This is a genomic window from Pseudomonas sp. 39004 (genome assembly GCF_028682155.1).
In the GTDB taxonomy this organism is placed as follows: Bacteria; Pseudomonadota; Gammaproteobacteria; order Pseudomonadales; family Pseudomonadaceae; genus Aquipseudomonas; species Aquipseudomonas capeferrum.
On record NZ_JANIAG010000014.1, the window covers coordinates 21,443 to 41,091 of the forward strand.

At 61.7% G+C, this 19,649-nt stretch carries 20 protein-coding genes; 8 read left to right on the forward strand and 12 right to left on the reverse strand.

Features of this window, described 5'->3' with window-relative positions; genetic code table 11:
• Window positions 1-13: 13 nt before the first annotated feature.
• On the forward strand, window positions 14-886 hold the full coding sequence (pdxY, locus tag NP534_RS04340; protein WP_274097892.1) for a pyridoxal kinase PdxY: 873 nt from the start codon (window positions 14-16) through the stop codon (window positions 884-886).
• Here the strand turns inward: pdxY and NP534_RS04345 are convergent.
• Window positions 883-1,368, reverse strand: a complete 486-nt coding sequence (locus NP534_RS04345; protein WP_033702410.1) for an acyl-CoA thioesterase — start codon at window positions 1,366-1,368, stop codon at window positions 883-885. The two genes, pdxY and NP534_RS04345, sit on opposite strands and share 4 nt — an antisense overlap.
• Before the next feature lie 321 nt (window positions 1,369-1,689).
• On the opposite strand from NP534_RS04345, the gene NP534_RS04350 reads away from it, so the two are divergent.
• Entirely contained in the window at window positions 1,690-3,450 is a 1,761-nt protein-coding gene (locus NP534_RS04350; protein ID WP_274097893.1) for a cation:proton antiporter, read from the forward strand.
• 100 nt (window positions 3,451-3,550) lie between these two features.
• Here the strand turns inward: NP534_RS04350 and NP534_RS04355 are convergent, their stop codons facing one another.
• The 5 genes from NP534_RS04355 to zwf all read right to left on the reverse strand — a co-directional run bounded on the left by NP534_RS04355 (window position 3,551) and on the right by zwf (window position 9,216).
• A complete protein-coding gene (locus NP534_RS04355) occupies window positions 3,551-3,958 on the reverse strand; it encodes an SMI1/KNR4 family protein (protein WP_033702408.1) in 408 nt (135 codons plus the stop codon).
• 114 nt (window positions 3,959-4,072) lie between these two features.
• Window positions 4,073-4,927 carry a Tim44 domain-containing protein gene (locus tag NP534_RS04360; protein WP_033702407.1) on the reverse strand — a complete coding sequence of 285 codons (855 nt, stop codon included), beginning with the start codon at window positions 4,925-4,927 and terminating at the stop codon, window positions 4,073-4,075.
• A 149-nt stretch (window positions 4,928-5,076) separates the two neighbouring features.
• Window positions 5,077-7,260, reverse strand: coding sequence for a DNA helicase II (gene uvrD / locus NP534_RS04365; RefSeq protein WP_186655556.1), 2,184 nt, complete (start codon window positions 7,258-7,260; stop codon window positions 5,077-5,079).
• 107 nt (window positions 7,261-7,367) lie between these two features.
• On the reverse strand, window positions 7,368-7,685 hold the full coding sequence (locus NP534_RS04370; RefSeq protein ID WP_274097894.1) for a hypothetical protein: 318 nt from the start codon (window positions 7,683-7,685) through the stop codon (window positions 7,368-7,370).
• Window positions 7,686-7,773: 88 nt separating this feature from the next.
• Window positions 7,774-9,216 carry a glucose-6-phosphate dehydrogenase gene (zwf, locus tag NP534_RS04375; protein WP_274097895.1) on the reverse strand — a complete coding sequence of 481 codons (1,443 nt, stop codon included), beginning with the start codon at window positions 9,214-9,216 and terminating at the stop codon, window positions 7,774-7,776.
• 103 nt (window positions 9,217-9,319) lie between these two features.
• Here zwf and hexR point away from each other — a divergent pair, with 103 nt between their 5' ends.
• Both hexR and NP534_RS04385 read left to right on the forward strand, forming a co-directional pair.
• Window positions 9,320-10,186 carry a transcriptional regulator HexR gene (gene hexR / locus NP534_RS04380; protein WP_027592102.1) on the forward strand — a complete coding sequence of 289 codons (867 nt, stop codon included), beginning with the start codon at window positions 9,320-9,322 and terminating at the stop codon, window positions 10,184-10,186.
• Between the two features lie 132 nt (window positions 10,187-10,318).
• The gene (locus NP534_RS04385) at window positions 10,319-10,537 is read left to right on the forward strand and encodes a PA3496 family putative envelope integrity protein (RefSeq protein ID WP_077068708.1); all 219 of its coding nucleotides are present in this window, start codon (window positions 10,319-10,321) and stop codon (window positions 10,535-10,537) included.
• Here NP534_RS04385 and NP534_RS04390 read toward each other — a convergent pair.
• Window positions 10,479-11,441 carry a LysR family transcriptional regulator gene (locus NP534_RS04390; protein WP_033702403.1) on the reverse strand — a complete coding sequence of 321 codons (963 nt, stop codon included), beginning with the start codon at window positions 11,439-11,441 and terminating at the stop codon, window positions 10,479-10,481. The two genes, NP534_RS04385 and NP534_RS04390, sit on opposite strands and share 59 nt — an antisense overlap.
• 189 nt (window positions 11,442-11,630) lie before the next feature.
• On the opposite strand from NP534_RS04390, the gene NP534_RS04395 reads away from it, so the two are divergent.
• From NP534_RS04395 to NP534_RS04405, 3 genes are all read left to right on the forward strand, one after another.
• On the forward strand, window positions 11,631-13,046 hold the full coding sequence (locus tag NP534_RS04395; protein WP_274097896.1) for an acetyl-CoA carboxylase biotin carboxylase subunit: 1,416 nt from the start codon (window positions 11,631-11,633) through the stop codon (window positions 13,044-13,046).
• Between the two features lie 97 nt (window positions 13,047-13,143).
• Window positions 13,144-14,952, forward strand: a complete 1,809-nt coding sequence (oadA, locus tag NP534_RS04400) for a sodium-extruding oxaloacetate decarboxylase subunit alpha (protein ID WP_274097897.1) — start codon at window positions 13,144-13,146, stop codon at window positions 14,950-14,952.
• 42 nt (window positions 14,953-14,994) lie between these two features.
• The gene (locus tag NP534_RS04405) at window positions 14,995-15,234 is read left to right on the forward strand and encodes a helix-turn-helix transcriptional regulator (protein ID WP_274097898.1); all 240 of its coding nucleotides are present in this window, start codon (window positions 14,995-14,997) and stop codon (window positions 15,232-15,234) included.
• A 3-nt stretch (window positions 15,235-15,237) separates the two neighbouring features.
• Here the strand turns inward: NP534_RS04405 and NP534_RS04410 are convergent, their stop codons facing one another.
• Together NP534_RS04410 and NP534_RS04415 are read right to left on the reverse strand one after the other, a co-directional pair.
• Window positions 15,238-16,059 (reverse strand): amino acid ABC transporter permease, encoded by an 822-nt coding sequence (locus tag NP534_RS04410; RefSeq protein WP_274097899.1) that lies wholly within the window; start codon window positions 16,057-16,059, stop codon window positions 15,238-15,240.
• Entirely contained in the window at window positions 16,056-16,877 is an 822-nt protein-coding gene (locus tag NP534_RS04415) for an ABC transporter substrate-binding protein (protein WP_274097900.1), read from the reverse strand. Before NP534_RS04415 ends, NP534_RS04410 begins: the two co-directional genes overlap by 4 nt.
• Window positions 16,878-16,982: 105 nt before the next feature.
• Between NP534_RS04415 and NP534_RS04420 the strand changes: the two genes are divergently transcribed.
• Complete coding sequence (locus NP534_RS04420) at window positions 16,983-17,882, forward strand: homocysteine S-methyltransferase family protein (RefSeq protein WP_274097901.1); 900 nt, start codon at window positions 16,983-16,985, stop codon at window positions 17,880-17,882.
• Here the strand turns inward: NP534_RS04420 and NP534_RS04425 are convergent, their stop codons facing one another.
• From NP534_RS04425 to NP534_RS04435, 3 genes are read right to left on the reverse strand one after another with little or no spacing between them, the layout of a single operon-like run.
• Window positions 17,883-18,554: a GNAT family N-acetyltransferase gene (locus NP534_RS04425; protein ID WP_274097902.1), complete on the reverse strand. Its 672-nt coding sequence runs from the start codon at window positions 18,552-18,554 to the stop codon at window positions 17,883-17,885.
• A 7-nt stretch (window positions 18,555-18,561) separates the two neighbouring features.
• Complete coding sequence (locus NP534_RS04430) at window positions 18,562-19,008, reverse strand: GNAT family N-acetyltransferase (RefSeq protein ID WP_047582522.1); 447 nt, start codon at window positions 19,006-19,008, stop codon at window positions 18,562-18,564.
• Between the two features lie 11 nt (window positions 19,009-19,019).
• Entirely contained in the window at window positions 19,020-19,649 is a 630-nt protein-coding gene (locus NP534_RS04435; protein WP_274097903.1) for an FMN-binding negative transcriptional regulator, read from the reverse strand.

Consider the following 19,649-nt stretch of genomic DNA (forward strand, 5'->3'; position numbering starts at 1 on the left):
GGAAATCTCCCGCATGAAACGTACCCCGCACCTGCTCGCCATCCAGTCCCACGTGGTGTTCGGCCACGCCGGCAACAGCGCCGCGGTGTTTCCCATGCAGCGTATCGGGGTCAATGTCTGGCCGCTCAATACCGTGCAGTTCTCCAATCATACTCAGTATGGCCAGTGGGCTGGCGAAGTGCTTGCTCCCGCGCAAATTCCTGCGTTGGTGGAAGGTATTTCCAACATCGGCGAACTGGGCCACTGCGATGCGGTGCTGTCTGGCTACCTGGGCAGTGCTGAACAAGGTCGGGCGATCCTGGCTGGTGTCGAACGCATCAAGGCGGTGAACCCCAAGGCGTTGTACCTGTGCGACCCGGTCATGGGCCACCCTGAGAAAGGCTGCATGGTGCCGCAGGAGGTCAGCGAGTTTCTGCTGGAGGAGGCGGCCGCCAAGGCGGACATCCTTTGCCCTAACCAGTTGGAACTGGACAGCTTCTGTGGCCGCCGCGCACAGTCGCTGGAAGATTGCGTGCAGATGGCGCGCAGCCTGCTCGCGCGTGGGCCGCAGGTCATCGTGGTCAAGCACCTGGCCTATCCGGGGCGCGCCGAAGAGCAGTTCGAGATGCTGCTGGTGACGGCCGAGCAAAGCTGGCACCTGCGTCGCCCGCTGCTGGCATTTCCGCGTCAACCGGTGGGGGTGGGCGACCTGACTTCGGGCCTGTTTCTGGCCCGTGTGTTGCTGGGGGACAACTGGCTGCAGGCGTTCGAGTACGCTGGCGCTGCGGTACATGAAGTACTGCTCGAAACCCAGGCCAGCGCCAGCTACGAGTTGCAGCTGGTGCGGGCCCAGGATCGCATCGCCCACCCGCGCGTGCGCTTCGAGGCGCAGCGCCTGGCGTTCTAGTTGGCGTCGGTTTTCAGGTCCTGGTAGCGCTTTTCCAGCTCTTGGCGGATTTGCCGGCGCTGCTGGCCCTGCAGGAACCGGCGCTTTTCCTCGCTGCTGTGCGGCTGGCGCGGCGGCACCGCTACCGGGCGGCGGCTGTCGTCGACCGCCACCATGGTGAAGAAGCAGCTGTTGGAGTGACGCACGGAGCGTTCGCGAATGTTCTCGGTCACCACCTTGATGCCCACCTCCATCGAGGTGTTGCCGGTGTAGTTGACCGATGCGAGGAATGTCACCAGTTCGCCGACGTGCACGGGTTCGCGGAAGATCACCTGGTCGACCGACAGGGTCACCACGTAGCTGCCGGCATAACGGCTGGCGCAGGCATAGGCCACTTCATCCAGGTATTTGAGCAGGGTGCCGCCATGCACGTTGCCGGAGAAGTTGGCCATGTCCGGGGTCATCAGGACGGTCATGCTCAGCTGGGCGTTTCCAGGTTCCATAGTGTGCTCACGGTGTGGTTGCGCTGAATCGGGGCGGGTATCTGCTGACACTTCTGTTTCCCCTCTTTGAGTTTGCCTTCCTGGTACGGGACGTTGGCTGACGCTCCGTCGTCACGCTGATCACGCCATCGGCAGCGCTTAACCTGCCGATCTGTTTCTACATATTGCACCGACGTTACGCGGCGGGGTGCGATGTTAACCTGAGTACGCCCATGCAACATGGGCTTTCCTGCATTCAATACAGTATGTACTTGCTGCTCGCTCGGTTTGCCTTGGCAGAGGAGCGGTCTGCCCGGGCATCGAGAAAAGGAGTATCGCGCCATGCATGCCATCAGCTTCATCCAGGACCTGGCAGTGATCATGCTGGTAGCCGGGGTGGTCACGATTCTTTTCCACCGGCTCAAGCAGCCCGTGGTGCTGGGCTACATCGTCGCCGGCTTCATCATCGGCCCGCACACCCCGCCAGTTGGCCTGATCCACGACGAAGACACCATCAAGACCCTGGCCGAGCTGGGGGTGATCTTCCTGATGTTCTGCCTGGGCCTTGAGTTCAGCCTGCGCAAGCTGTTCAAAGTCGGTGCTACAGCGTTCATCGCGGCGTTCCTGGAAATTGTGCTGATGATCTGGATCGGTTTCGAGATCGGTCGCTGGTTCGGCTGGAACACCATGGATTCGCTGTTTCTCGGCGCCATCCTGGCGATCTCCTCGACCACCATCATCGTCAAGGCACTCAACGACCTGAAGATGAAGAACGAGCGCTTCGCCCAGCTGATTTTCGGCGTGCTGATCGTCGAGGACATCCTGGGTATCGGCATCATTGCCTTGCTGTCCGGCATCGCTGTCAGCGGCACGGTCAGCTCTGGCGAAGTGTTTTCCACGGTCGGCAAGCTGTCGCTGTTCATGATCGTCGCGCTGGTCATCGGCATTTTGCTGGTGCCGCGTTTGCTGGCTTATGTAGCGAAATTCGAAAGCAACGAGATGTTGCTGATCACCGTGTTGGGCCTGTGTTTCGGTTTCTGCCTGCTGGTGGTGAAGCTGGAATACAGCATGGTCCTTGGCGCCTTCCTGATTGGCGCAATCATGGCCGAGTCGCGTCAACTGCTGAAGATCGAACAGCTGATAGAACCGGTGCGCGATCTGTTCAGCGCTATCTTCTTTGTCGCCATCGGCTTGATGATCGACCCTCAAGTACTGATCGACTACGCTTGGCCGATCGTGGTCATCACCTTGGCGGTGGTGCTGGGCAAGATGTTGTCCTGTGGCATGGGGGCGTTTATCGCCGGTAATGACGGCCGCACTTCGCTGCGGGTAGGCATGGGGCTTTCCCAGATTGGCGAGTTCTCTTTCATCATCGCTGCGCTGGGCATGACCCTGCAGGTAACCAGCGATTTCCTCTACCCGGTGGCCGTGGCGGTTTCGGCAATCACCACGCTGCTGACGCCTTACCTGATCCGTGCGGCCGACCCGCTGTCGCTGAAACTTGGCAAGGTGGTGCCCAGCCGTCTGGCGCGGGTGCTGTCGCTGTATGGCGAGTGGTTGCGCAACATCCAGCCGCAGGGCGAGGGTGCCATGCTTGCGGCGATGATCCGGCGCATCCTGTTGCAGGTTGGCGTCAACCTGGCGCTGGTGATCGCCATCTTCTTCAGCGGGGGCTACTTTGCCGGGCGTATTGGCAACTGGCTCAGCGAGTGGGTCGCTGATGTCAGCCAGCAGAAGGCGATGATCTGGGGCGCGGCGTTGCTGCTGTCGCTACCCTTCCTGATTGCGGCGTATCGCAAGCTCAAGGCGCTGTCGATGCTGCTGGCGGAAATGGGCGTGAAGCCTGAAATGGCGGGGCGCCATACCCAGCGTGTGCGCCGGGTGATTGCCGAAGTGATCCCGCTGCTGTCGCTGCTGGTGATCTTCCTGCTGCTGTCGGCGCTATCGGCCAGTATCCTGCCCACCAATGAACTGCTGCTGGTGATTGCGGTAGTGGCGGCGGTGGTGGTGGCGTTGCTGTGGCGTTGGTTCATCCGCGTGCATACCCGCATGCAGATTGCCTTGCTGGAGACGCTGGAGAACAGCCGCGAGAATACGCACTGAGGCTGCAAGGCTCACTGCGCAAGATTTCACCCTCGTCCGAGGGATGGAGCGGTAGCGATGTCGCCAGGCGCAGAAAGCCTGGCGATTTGTAGGCGCGCGATCAGCTTTCCAGCCACACGTCCCGCGCCCAGTGCCACACCGATTCCCAGCTGTCTTCACCCACGATCTCGTCTTCGGCATCCCACAGCACTACCGTGCCGTCTTCCTCGACGCAGTAATAATTATCGCCATCCTGGCAAATCGGGATCAGGTCGCGTGGTACGCCAGCATCCCAGGCATTGGATGCAACGTCCGGCAGGTAGGTATGCGATTGCGGGTCGGTGATCGTGACCGGTTCGAGCGAGCCGTAGACCACATCACTGACGGTCAGCAGGAACTCCTTGAACACAAAGGGAATGTTGATGAACAGCTGTTCTTCGACTTCCACCAGCTGATCTTCATCGGGAAGCTCCAAGGGCACCGGTACCGGCTCATTGGCTTCACGGAGTTGTTCGATCACTTCTTCCACGGTTCACTTCCTCTGACCTTGATGACAACGCTGCGCGTTATACCCTAGTAGGCCGCTGTGGCAAAAGCAAAAACCCCGGGACAGAGCCCGGGGTTTTTGTACAACGCGTGTCGGTTAACCGTTTTGACGGATACCGGCGACCAGCCAAGGCTGGTTCTCGCCCTGGGCGCGAACCATGTGCCAGCTTTCGCTGAACACTTCGCCCTGGTCGAAGCGCGAGGTCTTCGACACGCCACGGAAGGTCAGGGTGGCGTCGGTACGGTCGGCGCGATCATCGACACCATCCAGCTGTACTTCGAGGTTGTCGATGTAGGTAGCCTGGAAGCCATCACCCAACTCGGCGCGCTCGCGCTTGAGGAACTCGAGCATCTGCGGCGTGACGAACTCGGCGATCTTGTCCATCTCGTTGGCATCCCAGTGCTGCTGCAGCGACTGGAAGTGGCTTTGCGCGGCGGCCAGGAAGCTCTGCTCGTTGAACCAGGCCGGCGCTTTGATCACCGGAGCGGCTGCGGCAGCAGGTGCGGCCGAACCACCGAAGACCGACGGCTGGGCAGGCTGGCCGTGAGCTTCACGCTGGAATGGCGCATGGCCAGGTGCGGCCATTTGCGGCTGCTGCTGGCGGCGACGCGCGGCAATGAAGCGGAACACCAGGAACGCGATCAGGCCCATGATCAGGAAGTCCATGATCTGCATGCCTTGGAAGCCGTCCCCCATGAACATGGAGGCCAGCAGGCCACCGGCGGCGAGGCCGGCCAGCGGGCCCAGCCAGCGCGAAGCACCGCTGGCGGCGGCCGGCGCACGGCCAGGTGCGGTCGGCGCGGCGGCAGGCGTGGTTGGCGTGGCCTGGCGGGTCTGGTGAATAGGCGCGGAGCCCGAGCTCTTGCCGCCGCCGAAACGCTTGGCGCTGGCGTCCAGGCTCAGCGTCAAGCCGACGCAGAGCGCCAGAGCGATGCTAAGAAAACGTTGCATAAGTGGGATATCCCCTGTTGTGGATTGCACGCGCGTCATGGTGCACAGGTTCCCGGGCACATGACCAGCGACATAATGTTTCGAGCTTTTGCCTGAATGTTACAAGCGTGCCTGTAACCGCCTGTACGCGGGGCTGCCCGCGTACAGCCTCAGATGGCCTCGAGCTTGGCATAACCCAGCATCAGCCACTTGCTGCCTTCGGCAAAGTTCACCTGTACCCGCGCCTGGGCGCCAGAGCCCTCGAAGTTGAGGATCACCCCCTCGCCAAACACCGCATGTTGCACGCGCTGGCCGAGGTTGAAGGCGGTCTGCGGAATATTGGCATTGGCGAACAGGTTGCTGGTGGCGACCTTCGCGCCGCCGAATGGGCGGCTGACACTGTTGGACAGGCGCACTTCCTGAACCAGACCTGGCGGAATCTCGCGTACGAAACGCGACACTTTATTGTAGGTCTCGCTGCCATACAGGCGACGTGTTTCGGCATAGGTCATGACCAGCTGGCGCATGGCGCGGGTAATGCCCACATAGGCCAGGCGGCGTTCCTCTTCCAGGCGGCCAGGCTCTTCCAGGCTCATCTTGTGCGGGAACAGCCCTTCTTCCATGCCCACCAGGAACACATAGGGGAATTCCAGGCCTTTGGCACTGTGCAAGGTCATCAGCTGGATGCTGTCTTCATGTTCATCGGCCTGGGCGTCGCCCGCTTCGAGCGAGGCGTGGCCGAGGAAGGCCGAGAGCGGCGAGAGGTCGGCGTCTTCGTCGCCGGCCTCGAAGTTGCGTGCTGCGCTGACCAGTTCCTCAAGGTTTTCCACACGTGCCTGGCCCTTTTCACCCTTTTCTTCCTGGTGATAGATGATCAGGCCGGACTGTTCGATGGTGGTCTGGGTCATGGTATGCAGCGGCATGTCCACGACCTTGGCGGCCAACCCCTCGATCAGTTCGATGAAGGCACCCAACGCACTGGCAGCACGGCCCTTCAGGGCCTTGGCAGCGAGCAGCTGGCACATGGCTTCCCACATCGACAGCTGGCTGTGGCGGGCGTGATCGCGAATGGCTTCGACGGTTTTTTCGCCGATACCGCGCGGCGGCACGTTGATTACCCGCTCCAGCGCTGCATCGTTGCCACGGCCTTCGAGCAGGCGCAGGTAGGCCATGGCGTTCTTGATTTCGGCACGTTCGAAGAAGCGTTGGCCGCCATAGATGCGGTAGGGGATGCGTTCACGCAACAGGGCTTCTTCCAGCACCCGCGACTGGGCGTTGGAGCGGTACAGAATGGCGATTTCGTTGCGCGCATTGCCTTGCTTGACCAGGCTCTCGATGGTTTCTACCACGTAGCGCGCTTCATCGTGTTCGTTGTAGGCCGCATACAGGGTCAGCGGCTCGCCTTCGCCCATGTCGGTCCACAGTTCTTTGCCCAGGCGCCCGCTGTTGTTGGCGATCAGGGCGTTGGCCGCCTTGAGGATGCCGCCGGTGGAGCGGTAGTTCTGCTCCAGGCGGATCATTTCGGCGTCTGGGAAGTCGGCTGTGTACTGGTGGATGTTCTCGATCTTGGCGCCGCGCCAGCCATAGATCGACTGGTCATCGTCGCCCACCGCCATCAGGCTCTGGCCGCCGCGCGCGAGCAGGCGCAACCAGGCGTACTGCACGGCGTTGGTGTCCTGGAACTCGTCCACCAGCACATGGCTGAAGCGGCGCTGATAGTGCTCCAGCAGCCCGGGGTGATCGCGCCACAGGTCGAGGGCGCGCAGCAGCAGTTCGGAGAAGTCGATGACTCCGGCGCGTTCGCAGGCCTGTTCGTAGGCGGTATAGACATCGCGCATGGTCGAGAGGAACAGGTCACCGCCGGCCTGGATATGCTGAGGGCGCAAGCCTTCGTCTTTCTGGCCGTTGATGAACCATTGAGCCTGGCGTGCCGGCCACTTTTGTTCATCCAGGCCGAGCTCGCGCATCACCCGCTTGACCAGGCGCTGTTGGTCGTCGCTGTCGAGAATCTGGAAGTTCTGCACCAGCCGGGCTTCCTGCCAGTGAGCCCGCAGCAAACGATGGGCCAGGCCGTGGAACGTGCCCACCCACATGCCGGCCGGGTTTATCCCCAGCAACTGCTCGATGCGCTGGCGCATTTCTGCCGCAGCCTTGTTGGTGAAGGTCACCGACAAGATCGAATGCGGCGAGGCCTGCTCGACCTGGATCAGCCAGGCGATGCGGTGCACCAGCACGCGGGTTTTACCGGAACCGGCGCCGGCAAGCACCAGTTGACGCCCGAGCGAGGCGGCTACGGCCTGGCGTTGGGCGTCATTGAGGGAGTTCAGCAGGAGGGAGAGGTCGTCTGTGCGCATCCGGCCATTCTAGGGGCAGGCTGGTTACGGGGCAAACGCCTACTGTATGAATTTCCACCTTTACGTGCTGTCGCTCATCCGGATTGGCCTACAGCACCCTGCCAGACTCAGTTGATTGCTACCCGGTGGCCGATCTCGACCATTTGCGAACCTTCGGCGTGAATGATCTCCAGCCGCTTCCACGAAGTCCCGCCTTCGCGCCTGAAGAATACCGGCTTCTGGGTCAGGACCTGCAGGTTGATGCCCCCCTTGTCCTCCAGTTTCAGCTGAAGCACTTCCCAGCCACCTTTGTGGCGAATCTTGGGCGCCACCAGAACGGGTTCGATGCCTGGGTGAGCAACGGTCACCGTTCCCTGAACTTCGAAGCAGACCGGTTCGCCTGGTACTTCGCTGTTGTACGCATAGAGGTTTTCGATTTTGCTCATGATGGATCCCTTTGCAGTTTGAGGTGTGCGCCAGCAGGCGCAGCGCTACTGTCTCTGCTCCAAAGGGGTAATGGGATCGGGCAGGCTTTCAGCCATGCCAATGGCTGCCGTGCCTGGCCAGCAGGCTGTTGGCCTGCTCCGGCCCGTTACTACCGGCGGCGTAATGGCGCGGGGCCTGAAAGTGCTCTTCCCAGCCTTTGATGATCGGGTCTATCCAGGCCCAGGCCGCTTCGACTTCATCGCGGCGCATGAATAGTGTCGAATCACCTTCCAGCACGTCCAGCAGCAGGCGCTCATAGGCTTCCCAGCGGCGGGTCTGGCCGAATACCTGGGCCAGGTTCAGGTCCAGGTCGACCGGCTCCAGGCGCATGCCCTTGCCTGGGCTCTTGGTCATCATGCGCAGGCTGATGTGCTCTTGCGGCTGTAGCTGAATCAGCAGCTGGTTGACCTGGCCGCCGTTGAACAGCTCATGCGGCACGGGCTTGAACTGAATGACGATCTGCGACGAGCGGCGCGCCATGCGCTTGCCGGTGCGCAGGTAGAACGGCACCCCGGCCCAGCGCCAGTTATCGACGTGAGCGTGCACGGCCACGAAGGTTTCGGTGTCGCTGTCGTTGTCCACGTCCTTCTCGAAATAGTAAGCGGGCACTTCCTGGCCGCCGATGTGCCCGGCACCGTACTGCCCGCGCACGGTCTTGTCCTGCACGTCCTGGCCGCAGATCGGCTTGAGCGCACGCAGAATCTTCACTTTCTCGTCGCGCACGGCCTCGGCCTCGAACTGCGCCGGCGGCTCCATGGCCACCAGGCACAGCAACTGCAGCAGGTGGTTCTGCAGCATGTCGCGGGTCGCGCCGGCGCGGTCGTAGTAGCCGCCGCGGTTCTCAACACCCAGGGTTTCGCAGACGCTGATCTGTACGTGCTCGACCTGGCTGTTGCGCCATACCGGCTCCAGCAGGGCGTTGGCGAAGCGCAGGGCCATCAGGTTCTGCACCGTCTCCTTGCCCAGGTAGTGGTCGATACGGAACACCTGGGCTTCTTCGAACACCGCTCCGATCGCCTCGTTGATGGCTGTGGCGGACGCCAGGGAATGGCCGATCGGCTTTTCCAGCACGATACGGGCTTCGGGGTCGGCCAGGCCAGCGATGCGCAGGTGGTTGGCGATGGGCACGAACAGGTTCGGGGCGGTGGCCAGGTAGAAGATGCGGGTCAGCCCGCCGGGCTCGCCGAGGTAGCGGGCCAGCCGGCCGAAATCGGCACTCTGCGAGGCGTCCATGGGGAAGTAGTCGAGCCGGGCGGAGAACCGTTGCCAGACCTCTTCGTCGAAGTCGTTGCGCGCGATCTGCGCCCGGCAGTGGCGCTCGGCGAGCTTCAGGTAGTCGTTACGTGGCAGGTTGCGCCGCGCCAGGGCGATGATCCGCACCGCGTTGTTCAGACGAGCCTCGCGAAACAGGTGATAGAGCGCCGGGAGCAATTTGTGCAAGGCCAGATCGCCGGTGCCACCGAAGACCAGAATGTCGCAAGGAATAGTCAAACCACCACTCTCCACGTTCGTTTAACTGGGCGGGTTGGCGCCCATGTAGTATAACTACAAGAAAGCTACATCCCGGCCAGCCGATCATAACCGAGTCCAGCCCGTGAATCTGTTGCAACATATCGCCCAATCGCGCCACCTGCTGCGCAAATCGGAACTGAAAGTAGCCGACCACGTGCTGCTAGACCCGGCTGCCGTCATGCACAGCTCGATGGCCGACCTGGCGCACAACGTGGGTATCAGTGAACCGACCATCGTACGTTTCTGCCGGGCGATTGGCTGTTCAGGCTTTCAGGACCTCAAGCTGAAACTCGCGCAAAGCCTGGCCGCCGGGGCCAGCTTTGGGCAGTTCGCGATCCATGAAGACGACTCGGTAGCCGATTACAGCCTGAAGATCTTCGACACTACCTTGCACACGCTGATGGAGGTGCGCGAACACCTCGACCCACAAGCGCTGCAGCAGGCCGTGAGCGCCATGGCCCAGGCGCAGCGGGTAGAGTTTTATGGCTTTGGCGCATCGGGCGCGGTGGCTGCCGATGCCCAGCACAAGTTCTTCCGCCTGCTGCTCAGCGCGGCGGCCTATTCCGACCCGCACATGCAGGCCATGTCGGCGGTCACCTTGAAGCCGGGCGACGTGGCGGTGTGCATCTCCCAGTCGGGCCGTTCCAAAGACCTGCTGATTACCGCCAACCTGGTGCGTGAGAGTGGCGCCAACCTGATTACCCTGTGCCCGAGCGCCACCCCCCTGGCAGAGCTTTCGACCGTCAACCTGGCCATCGATGTGCATGAAGACACCGAAATCTATACGCCGCTGACCTCGCGTATCGCCCACCTGGTGGTGATCGATGTGCTGGCCATGGGTGTTGCCATGGCGCGTGGGCCGAGCCTGGTCAACCACCTCAAGAGCGTGAAGCGCAGCTTGCGCAGCCTGCGCCTATCGCCCAAGTCGATCAAAGCCACCGACGACTGACTTGCGGCGCCTGCGCGGGCCTCATCGCCTGCGCAGGCAAGCAAAATTCACGATTTTGTAACCGCCCTGGCGCAAAACCGTAAACCCCCGAAGCCAGTCTGAAACTCCCGCATCCTAACTGGGAGACAGGCAATGGCTCGTGACTTCGACGGTACGTACCAACCTAACGCCAAGGCTCGCAAGCAGCAGGAAAAGGATCAGCGCCGGATGGAGTATCGCCGCGCTATCGAAAGCTACTGCGACCAGCGTCAATTGCTCCGTGACTTGGTTGACTACCCTGAGCTGCAAGCGCTCACGGTGTGGCAGACTTCGGCAGCATCTTCCCCGAAAAACGCTCAACAATCGCGCTGATCAGCACGCGTTCGCTGCGGATGAACGCCAAGAATGCCAGGGCCACCGGCGACTGCCGCTTGGCCTTGGCCTGTACCACGCACCAACTGCGGTACAGCGGCAGTTCCTCCACCGGCAACTCTTTGAGCACGCCCGCGGCCAGCTCCATGTTCAAGGCATGGCGGGTGAGCAGGGCAATGCCCAAGCCGGCGATCACGCATTCGCGCTGGGCATCTGCCGATGCCACTTCGAGGGTCTGGGTGAAGTGCACGCGCTTGTCCTTGAAGTACTCCTCACAAGCCTTGCGCGTACCCGAACCTTGTTCGCGGACCAGCAGCGTATGAGGCTCAAGGTCTTGCAGGCGCAGGTGGTCGAGCTTGCACAGCGGATGATCCGGCGGGGCCACGGCGACGATCGGGTTGTTCAGAAATGGCAGGAATTCCAGCCCCATGTCCTGCGGCACCATCGACATGATGATCAAGTCGTCACGGTTGTCCGAAAGGCGTCGGATCGCCTGGGCGCGGTTGACCACGGTGAGCGTCAGGTTGACCTCCGGGTGGCGCTGCTTGAAGGCGGCGAACAGGTGTGGCACGAAGTACTTTGCACTGGACTCGATCGCCAGTTTCAACTGCCCTTGCAGTGAGCCCTGCATGTCCGAGAGCTGCATGTCGAGGCTTTCCAGGCGGCCAAAGATATCCCGGCTGGCACGCTGTAGGGCTTCGGCTGCCTCGGTCAGGTAAAGCTTCTTGCCGACGTACTCGAACAGCGGCTGACCGATAAGCTCTTCGAGCTGGCGAATCTGTAGACTTACGGCGGGTTGCGTGAGCGCCATTTCCTCGGCCGCACGGCTGTACGAGCGTAAATCGCACACCTCATTGAAGATCTGCAATTGACGTAAAGTCATACGCATCAAGGACTTACGCATCTTTATCGCGGCTCCGGCAAAACCTTGTTACGGCACTATAAGCTTTTGCTAATACTGCCCCTAACAAATATTGATTTTTGTTTATCGACCTACAGCGCTAGGGTGAATGTGCGACTGGCCAGCAACGTCTGGTCACGCGCCGACCGGTAGAACCGGCTCGACTGTTCCTACGGCTTTGGGAAGACTCCAGTGATAAAAAAAATCCTGATCGCCAACCGAGGTGAAATCGCAGTTCGGATCGTGCGTGCCTGCGCCGAGATGGGCATACGCTCGGTAGCGATCTATTCCGACGCCGACCGTCATGCGCTGCACGTAAAGCGCGCTGACGAGGCCCACAGCATCGGTGCCGAGCCACTGGCCGGTTACCTGAACCCGCGCAAGCTGGTGAACCTCGCTGTCGAAACCGGTTGTGATGCGCTGCACCCAGGTTACGGTTTCTTGTCGGAAAATGCTGAACTGGCAGAGATCTGCGCCGAGCGCGGGATCAAGTTCATCGGCCCGGCTGCCGAAGTCATTCGCCGCATGGGCGACAAGACCGAAGCGCGCCGCACCATGATCAAGGCCGGCGTACCGGTGACACCGGGCACCGAAGGCAACGTTGCCGATATTCATGAAGCCCTGAGCGAAGGTGACCGCATCGGTTATCCGGTGATGCTCAAGGCCACCTCCGGCGGTGGCGGCCGCGGCATTCGCCGCTGCAACAGCCGTGAAGAACTGGAACAGAACTTCCCCCGCGTCATCTCCGAGGCCACCAAGGCTTTTGGCTCTGCGGAAGTGTTTCTGGAAAAGTGCATCGTCAACCCCAAGCACATCGAGGCGCAGATCCTGGGTGACAGCTTCGGCAACGTGGTGCACCTGTTCGAGCGCGATTGCTCGATCCAGCGCCGCAACCAGAAGCTCATCGAGATTGCCCCGAGCCCTCAGCTGACCCCCGAGCAGCGCGCCTACATCGGCGACCTCGCGGTGCGTGCAGCCAAGGCCGTGAATTACGAAAACGCCGGTACCGTGGAGTTCTTGCTCGCCGATGGCGAGGTGTACTTCATGGAGATGAACACCCGGGTGCAGGTGGAGCACACCATCACCGAAGAAATCACCGGCCTGGACATCGTTCGCGAGCAGATCCGCATCGCTTCGGGCCTGCCGCTGTCGGTCAAGCAGGAAGACATCCAGCACCGCGGCTACGCGCTGCAGTTCCGTATCAATGCCGAAGACCCGAAGAACAACTTCCTGCCCAGCTTCGGCAAGATCACCCGCTATTACGCACCCGGCGGCCCAGGCGTGCGTACCGACACGGCGATCTACACCGGCTATACCATTCCGCCCTTCTACGACTCCATGTGCCTGAAGCTGGTGGTCTGGGCGTTGACCTGGGAAGAAGCCATGGACCGCGGCCTGCGGGCCCTGGACGACATGCGCGTGCAGGGGGTGAAGACCACCGCTGCGTATTACCAGGAAATACTGCGCAACCCGGAATTCCGTAGCGGCCAGTTCAACACCAGCTTCGTCGAAAGCCACCCTGAACTGACCAACTACTCGATCAAGCGCAAACCCGAAGAGCTGGCCCTGGCCATCGCCGCCGCCATCGCCGCCCACGCAGGCCTATGAATTCAGCTGCAAGCTGTAAGCGGCAAGCTACAAGTAAAAGCAGACCAGCTTTTCTTGGCGCTTGTAGCTTGAAGCTTGCCGCTATGAGGAGATAACAATGTCCAAGAAAATTCACGTAACCGACACGATCCTGCGCGACGCCCACCAGTCCCTGCTGGCCACCCGCATGCGTACCGAAGACATGCTGCCGATCTGCGACAAGCTCGACAAGGTCGGCTACTGGTCGCTGGAAGTCTGGGGTGGCGCGACCTTCGATGCCTGCGTGCGCTTCCTCAAGGAAGACCCGTGGGAGCGCCTGCGCAAACTGCGCGCCGCATTGCCCAACACCCGCCTGCAAATGCTGTTGCGCGGCCAGAACCTGCTGGGCTACCGCCACTACAGCGATGACGTGGTCAAGGCCTTTGTCGCCAAGGCTGCGGTCAACGGCATCGACGTTTTCCGTGTTTTCGACGCGATGAACGATGTGCGTAACCTGCGTGTGGCCATCGAAGCGGTCAAGGCCGCCGGCAAGCACGCCCAGGGCACCATCGCCTACACCACCAGCCCGGTGCACACCATCGAAGCCTTCGTTAGCCAGGCCAAGCAGATGGAAGCCATGGGTTGCGACTCGGTGGCGATCAAGGACATGGCCGGCCTGCTGACCCCGTATGCCACGGGCGAGCTGGTCAAGGCGCTGAAAGCCGAGCAGTCGCTGCCGGTGTTCATCCACTCCCACGACACCGCTGGCCTGGCTGCCATGTGCCAGCTCAAGGCCGTGGAAAACGGCGCCGATCATATCGATACGGCAATCTCCAGCTTCGCCTGGGGCACCAGCCACCCGGGCACCGAGTCGATGGTCGCCGCGCTCAAGGGCAGCGAGTTCGACACCGGCCTGGACCTGGAACTGCTGCAGGAAATCGGCCTGTACTTCTACGCCGTGCGCAAGAAGTACCACCAGTTCGAAAGCGAATTCACCGCGGTGGATACCCGAGTACAGGTCAACCAGGTACCGGGCGGCATGATTTCCAACCTGGCCAACCAGCTCAAGGAGCAGGGCGCCCTCAACCGCATGAACGAAGTGCTGGCGGAAATCCCGCGCGTGCGTGAAGACCTCGGCTTCCCACCGCTGGTGACCCCGACTTCGCAGATCGTCGGCACCCAGGCGTTCTTCAACGTGTTGGCCGGCGAGCGCTACAAAACCATCACCAACGAGGTCAAGCTGTACCTGCAAGGCGGTTACGGCAAGGCCCCGGGCGTGGTCAACGAACAACTGCGCCGCCAGGCGATCGGCAGCGAAGAAGTAATCGACGTGCGCCCGGCCGACCTGCTCAAGCCGGAAATGACCAAGCTGCGTGGCGACATCGGCGCCTTGGCCCGCTGCGAAGAAGACGTGCTGACCTTCGCCATGTTCCCGGACATCGGGCGCAAGTTCCTTGAGGAACGCGAAGCCGGCACCCTGACCCCGGAAGCCCTCTTGCCGATCCCTGAAGCCGGGGCCATCGCCGCACCCGGCGGCGAAGGCGTACCGACCGAGTTCGTCATCGACGTGCACGGCGAAACCTATCGCGTCGACATCACCGGTGTGGGCGTCAAGGCAGAGGGCAAGCGTCACTTCTACCTGTCGATCGACGGCATGCCGGAAGAAGTGGTGTTCGAGCCGCTCAACGAGTTCGTCGGCGGTGGCGGCAGCAAGCGCAAGCAAGCCACCGACCCAGGCCACGTCAGCACCACCATGCCAGGCAACATCGTCGATGTCCTGGTCAAGGAAGGCGACATGGTCAAGGCCGGCCAGGCCGTGCTGATCACCGAAGCCATGAAGATGGAGACCGAAGTGCAGGCGGCCATCGCCGGCAAGGTCGTGGCCATACACGTGGCCAAGGGCGACCGCGTGACGCCGGGTGAGATTCTGATCGAGATCGAAGGTTGATGGAAACCTTCGTTTAACAAGCGGTTTACCTCTGGGGAGCGGATGCTCCCCTTTTTTTATGCATTACGCGCAGCCGGAGCTCTGAGTGCAGTACGCCATTTGCGCGTAACGGTGGCGAACCTGCAGCAGTCTCAGTTTGCTCGCATGTGCAAGGTGTCATTGCGTACGCTGATTCAAATCGAACGGGGCGAGGGGAACCCAACCCTCAAATCAATGAATGCGGTACTTCGCCCGTTCGGCTTGCAGATAGGTGTGGTCAGGCGCCAGCGTCAGATCACCTGACCCTCAGTGTTGATAGCCCTTGCCAAAGTGCCTTTCCAGCTTGGCCTGCACCAGCTCCAGCAGAATCGACAGCACCCAGTAGATCACCGCTGCGGTCGTCAGCATCTCCAGGTAGCGGTAGCTGGAGCGGCCGTAGGACTGGGCCAGGAACATCACTTCCCACACGCCCATCACCGAAATCAGCGATGAGTCCTTGAGCATCGAAATGAACTGGTTCGCGCTCGGCGGGATGATGGTGCGCATGGCCTGGGGCAGGGTGACGTGCCAGAAGATCTGCGCTGGGCCAAGGCCCAGGGCCATTGCCGCCTGACGTTGCCCAGGCGCCACACCGAGGATGCCGGCGCGGAAAATTTCGCTGAGGTAGGCGCCATAGTTCAGCGACAGGGCGATGATGCCGGCGCTGATGGCCCCAGGGACCACGCCCAGCTGCGGCAGGCCCAGGTAGATCAGCAGGATCTGGATCAGCAGTGGCGTGCCACGGAAGAACGACGTGTAGAAGCTGGCGATGCCCAACAGTACCGCGCTGCTCGACAGCCGTGCCAGCGCGGCGGCGAAGCCCAGTGCCACGGAAACCACTATCGAGCACAGGCACAGGAACAGGGTCAGTGCCGCGCCTTGCAAAAAGCCATTCGGCCCCAGCTTGAACCCCGCCAGATACGGGAATTTTTCGACAATGATCGAAAACTTCAAGTCAAAGCTGAGGAAGAACGCCGCAAACAGCACAAACAGCCCGACCCAGGTCAGGTACAGGCGTGTGCGAAAGCCGAACAGTTGTGTGCCCGACGCTTTGACGGCGGGGCGCGGGGCAGGTTGTTGAGCACTCATTTACTGATATCGGCGCCGATCCATTTCTGTGACAGCTTGGCCAAGGTGCCATCGGCCTTCAGCTCGGCGAATACCTGACGCAGCTTGCCATCCCACTCGGGGTCGCCTTTTTCAATCGCCACCGAATTGGGTTCTTCGTACAGCGGCGCACCGGCCAATTTGAAGCGCTTGTCCTGATCCAGGCGCGGCTGGGCGGTGACCAGGTTGGTCAGGATGGCATTCAGGCGCACACCTGCGCCCAGGCCCAGGTCCTGGAAGGCGACGTTGTCAGTGTCATAAGGGGCGATCTGCACCCTCTCGAAGGGATAGTCGATCTTCTTGTCCTCATCACCCTCGATGACCAGGTTCTTGTTCAAGTAGCTCTCGTAGCTCGAGGCGCTGGTCAGGCCGACCTTCAGGCCGTCCAGGTCTTTGGCCGAATGGATGCGTTCGTCCTTGGCGTTGACCACGATTACCGCAGGCGAGGCGTAGTACTCCACCGGGAAATCAAACACCTCGGCGCGCGCCTTGCTTGGGGTCATGGAGCACACACAAAGGTCATAACGGCCGCTCCAGCGCCCTGCAGCAATCACATCCCAGGAGGGTGTTTCCAGGCGCAGCTTGACGCCCAGCTTGTCGGCGACGGCCTTGGCTACATCCACGTCGAAACCATCCAGCTGGTTCTGATCGTTCAGAAACGAGAACGGCGGATAGCTTTCCATCAGCACGTTGACCATTTCCTTGCGCGCTTGCACTCGGTCCAGCGTGGCACCTGCGAAGGCCTGAGTGGTGGCACACAGGGCGATGAGGCCGGTGCCGAGCAAGGGAAGCAAGCGCATGGAGGTACCTGAAAAAGTTGTTGGACAATCCGTGTCGGGTATTTAATAGTTATAACAAGTCACACACTAATGAATTTTATTTATAAACATATAAGTGATAGGCATATGGGCGAACGATCGCTGGTAATTCTGGATGGCGGTATGGGGCGAGAGCTGCAGCGTCGTGGTGCGCCGTTCCGGCAACCCGAATGGTCAGCGTTGGCCTTGAGCGAAGCACCTGAAGCGGTGGTAGCCGTGCATGCGGCGTATATCGAGGCTGGGGCGCAGGTCATCACCAGCAACAGCTATGCGGTTGTGCCGTTCCATATTGGTGAAGCGCGCTTCGCCCAGGAAGGGCGCGCATTGGCCGCAACGGCAGGGCAACTGGCCCGTGCCGCAGCTGATGCAGCTGCCGTACCTGTTCGTGTTGCCGGGTCGGTGCCGCCGCTGTTCGGCTCTTACCGCCCGGACCTGTATCAGCCGGAGCGGGTCAGCGAAGTACTGACACCGCTGCTGGCAGGGCTGGCACCTTATGTGGACCTGTGGTTGGCCGAAACCCAGAGCTCGATTGAAGAAGTGCGGGCCATCAGCTCGCACCTGCCGCAGGACGGCAGGCCGTTCTGGGTGTCGTTCACCCTTGAGGATGAAGGCGTCGTGGACGTGCCGCGTCTGCGCTCCGGGCAGACCGTTGCTGCGGCAGCCGAAGCGATTGCCGAGCTGGGCGTCGGCGCGTTGTTGTTCAACTGCAGCCAGCCCGAAGTGATCGGTGCTGCGCTGGATGTTGCGCGCGAGGCCTTCGAGCGCCTGGGTGTGGACATCGCCATTGGTGCTTACGCCAATGCCTTCCCCCCGCAACCCAAGGACGCCACCGCCAACGATGGCCTGGATGAGCTGCGCGAAGACCTCGACCCGCCGGGTTATCTGAGCTGGGCCAGCAGCTGGCGCCAACGCGGTGCCAGCCTGCTCGGCGGTTGCTGTGGTATCGGCCCGGAGCACATTGCAGAACTCAGGGCCAAGCTGGCCTGATCACGCGTTGCGGCAGGCTTCCAGCGTTTTGGCTTGCCCTTCAGGGCGTTGGTTGTCGGCACTCAACCAGCGCTCGAACCCCGCCGCTACCGTTGGCCACTCGTCATCGGTGATCGAGTACCACGCGGTATCCCGGTTGTGGTCCTTGACCACCAGGTGCTTGCGGAACACGCCCTCATAGACAAAGCCGAACCGCTGCGCCGCGCGCTTGGAGCGGGCATTGGCGTTGTTGCACTTCCACTCGAGCCTGCGGTTGCCGAGCTCGAAACCCAGCTTGCCCAGCAGGTACACCGCTTCGGTCCCCTTTGGCGTGCGCTGCATGGCGGCGCCGAAGGCGATGTGGCCGATCTCGATGCGGCCATGGTCGGGCACGATCGACATCAGGCTGAGAATGCCCTGGGCCTGGCCGGTAGGGCGGTCGATAACGGTGTAGAACAACGGATCAAGGCTGGCGGCATGGCCTTGCAGCCAACGGTCGAAGGCGCCGCGTTCGGGGAATGGGCCATAGGGCAGGTAATCCCACAGGGCCGGGTCGGCTTGCGGGCCTTGCAAGACGTCCCACAGGTCGTCGCCGTGACGTACCGGGTCGAGTTTTTCCAAGCGGATGAAGCGGCCCTCGATGGTGTCTGCCGTGGGTGCCTTGGCGGGTTTCCAGTTCAGTGCGTCGGTCATGTCGTGCCTACAACCCTTTGCGGAATTGAATGAAGCCCGGCCGCTCGGCAACCTGCTGGTACAGGCTGATGGCGGTGGCGTTGGTTTCGTGGGTCAGCCAGTGCACCTTGGCACAGCCGGCAGCCTTGGCGGTGGCGTAGACATGCTCGATCAGCTGGCGACCGATGCCCAGGCCGCGTTGCGTGCCATCCACATAGAGGTCCTGCAGATAGCACGAGTTCTCGATGCTCCAGTTGGAACGATGGTAGATCCAGTTGACCATCCCCACTGCCTTGCCATCGACCCAGGCCAGGGCAGAGTGGGTCGGCTCGTGGCTGTCCAGCAGGCGCTGCCAGGTGCTGGTGCTGACCGCTTCGGGCAATTCGGTCTCATAGAAGCGCAAGTAAGCCTGCCACAGGGCAAGCCAGGCGGGATGGTCGTTGGCGCTGACAGGGCGCAGAGTGACGCTGGGCATGGGCTTTTCCTTCAGAGTTGGCGCATGTGCGCTGCAAGTTGGTTGTCCTGGTAGTCGGCACTGTCGCCGAGGCTTTGACGCACCCCGGCAATGTCCTCGGCCGAACGGTTCTGGCTGAGCTTGCGGGCCCCTTGCAGGCGCGTGATCGGCAAGCGAATGCCGACAATGGCGCGGAGCATGCCTTCAAGGTAGTCGCTGGGGGCGTCGGACACTTTCCAGGGTGCGCTGCGGCCGTGCTCATGGCGCTCGGTCAGGCGGCTGACGATTTGCAGCAGTGGCTCGGCCTCGTGGATGACTTCCGCTTGGCCATAGGCATGAACCGCCAGGTAGTTCCAGGTGGGGACCACCTTGGGGTTGTCGGCCTTGCTGGGGTAGTAGCTCGGGCTGACGTACGCGTCGGCCCCCGGAAACACCAGCAGCGCTTCAGCGCCTTGCTGCAGGTCTTGCCACTGGGCGTTGGCCCGGGCCAGGTGCGCGTAGACCGTGCCAAACTCGCCTTGCTGGGTGTCGACCAGGACGGGCAGGTGGGTCGCCAGCAAGCCGTGTTCACCATGGCTGATGAGGACGGCGAGGCGCGTATCGGCCATGTGCCGGTGCAGGCGTGCTAGGTCATGTTCCTGGTGGGGCTTGCTGTTGTACAT

Bases quoted from the DNA above. Each gene is read 5' to 3' on its own strand.
- NP534_RS04385 (WP_077068708.1), top strand. From the start codon at position 10,319: ATGGCTCGTGACTTCGACGGTACGTACCAACCTAACGCCAAGGCTCGC.
- NP534_RS04410 (WP_274097899.1), bottom strand. From the start codon at position 16,059: ATGAGTGCTCAACAACCTGCCCCGCGCCCCGCCGTCAAAGCGTCGGGC.
- NP534_RS04435 (WP_274097903.1), bottom strand. From the start codon at position 19,649: ATGTACAACAGCAAGCCCCACCAGGAACATGACCTAGCACGCCTGCAC.
- NP534_RS04420 (WP_274097901.1), top strand. From the start codon at position 16,983: ATGGGCGAACGATCGCTGGTAATTCTGGATGGCGGTATGGGGCGAGAG.
- NP534_RS04415 (WP_274097900.1), bottom strand. From the start codon at position 16,877: ATGCGCTTGCTTCCCTTGCTCGGCACCGGCCTCATCGCCCTGTGTGCC.
- NP534_RS04350 (WP_274097893.1), top strand. From the start codon at position 1,690: ATGCATGCCATCAGCTTCATCCAGGACCTGGCAGTGATCATGCTGGTA.
- NP534_RS04370 (WP_274097894.1), bottom strand. From the start codon at position 7,685: ATGAGCAAAATCGAAAACCTCTATGCGTACAACAGCGAAGTACCAGGC.
- NP534_RS04425 (WP_274097902.1), bottom strand. From the start codon at position 18,554: ATGACCGACGCACTGAACTGGAAACCCGCCAAGGCACCCACGGCAGAC.
- NP534_RS04390 (WP_033702403.1), bottom strand. From the start codon at position 11,441: ATGCGTAAGTCCTTGATGCGTATGACTTTACGTCAATTGCAGATCTTC.
- NP534_RS04405 (WP_274097898.1), top strand. From the start codon at position 14,995: ATGCTCCCCTTTTTTTATGCATTACGCGCAGCCGGAGCTCTGAGTGCA.
- NP534_RS04345 (WP_033702410.1), bottom strand. From the start codon at position 1,368: ATGGAACCTGGAAACGCCCAGCTGAGCATGACCGTCCTGATGACCCCG.
- oadA (WP_274097897.1), top strand. From the start codon at position 13,144: ATGTCCAAGAAAATTCACGTAACCGACACGATCCTGCGCGACGCCCAC.
- NP534_RS04430 (WP_047582522.1), bottom strand. From the start codon at position 19,008: ATGCCCAGCGTCACTCTGCGCCCTGTCAGCGCCAACGACCATCCCGCC.
- NP534_RS04360 (WP_033702407.1), bottom strand. From the start codon at position 4,927: ATGCAACGTTTTCTTAGCATCGCTCTGGCGCTCTGCGTCGGCTTGACG.
- uvrD (WP_186655556.1), bottom strand. From the start codon at position 7,260: ATGCGCACAGACGACCTCTCCCTCCTGCTGAACTCCCTCAATGACGCC.
- pdxY (WP_274097892.1), top strand. From the start codon at position 14: ATGAAACGTACCCCGCACCTGCTCGCCATCCAGTCCCACGTGGTGTTC.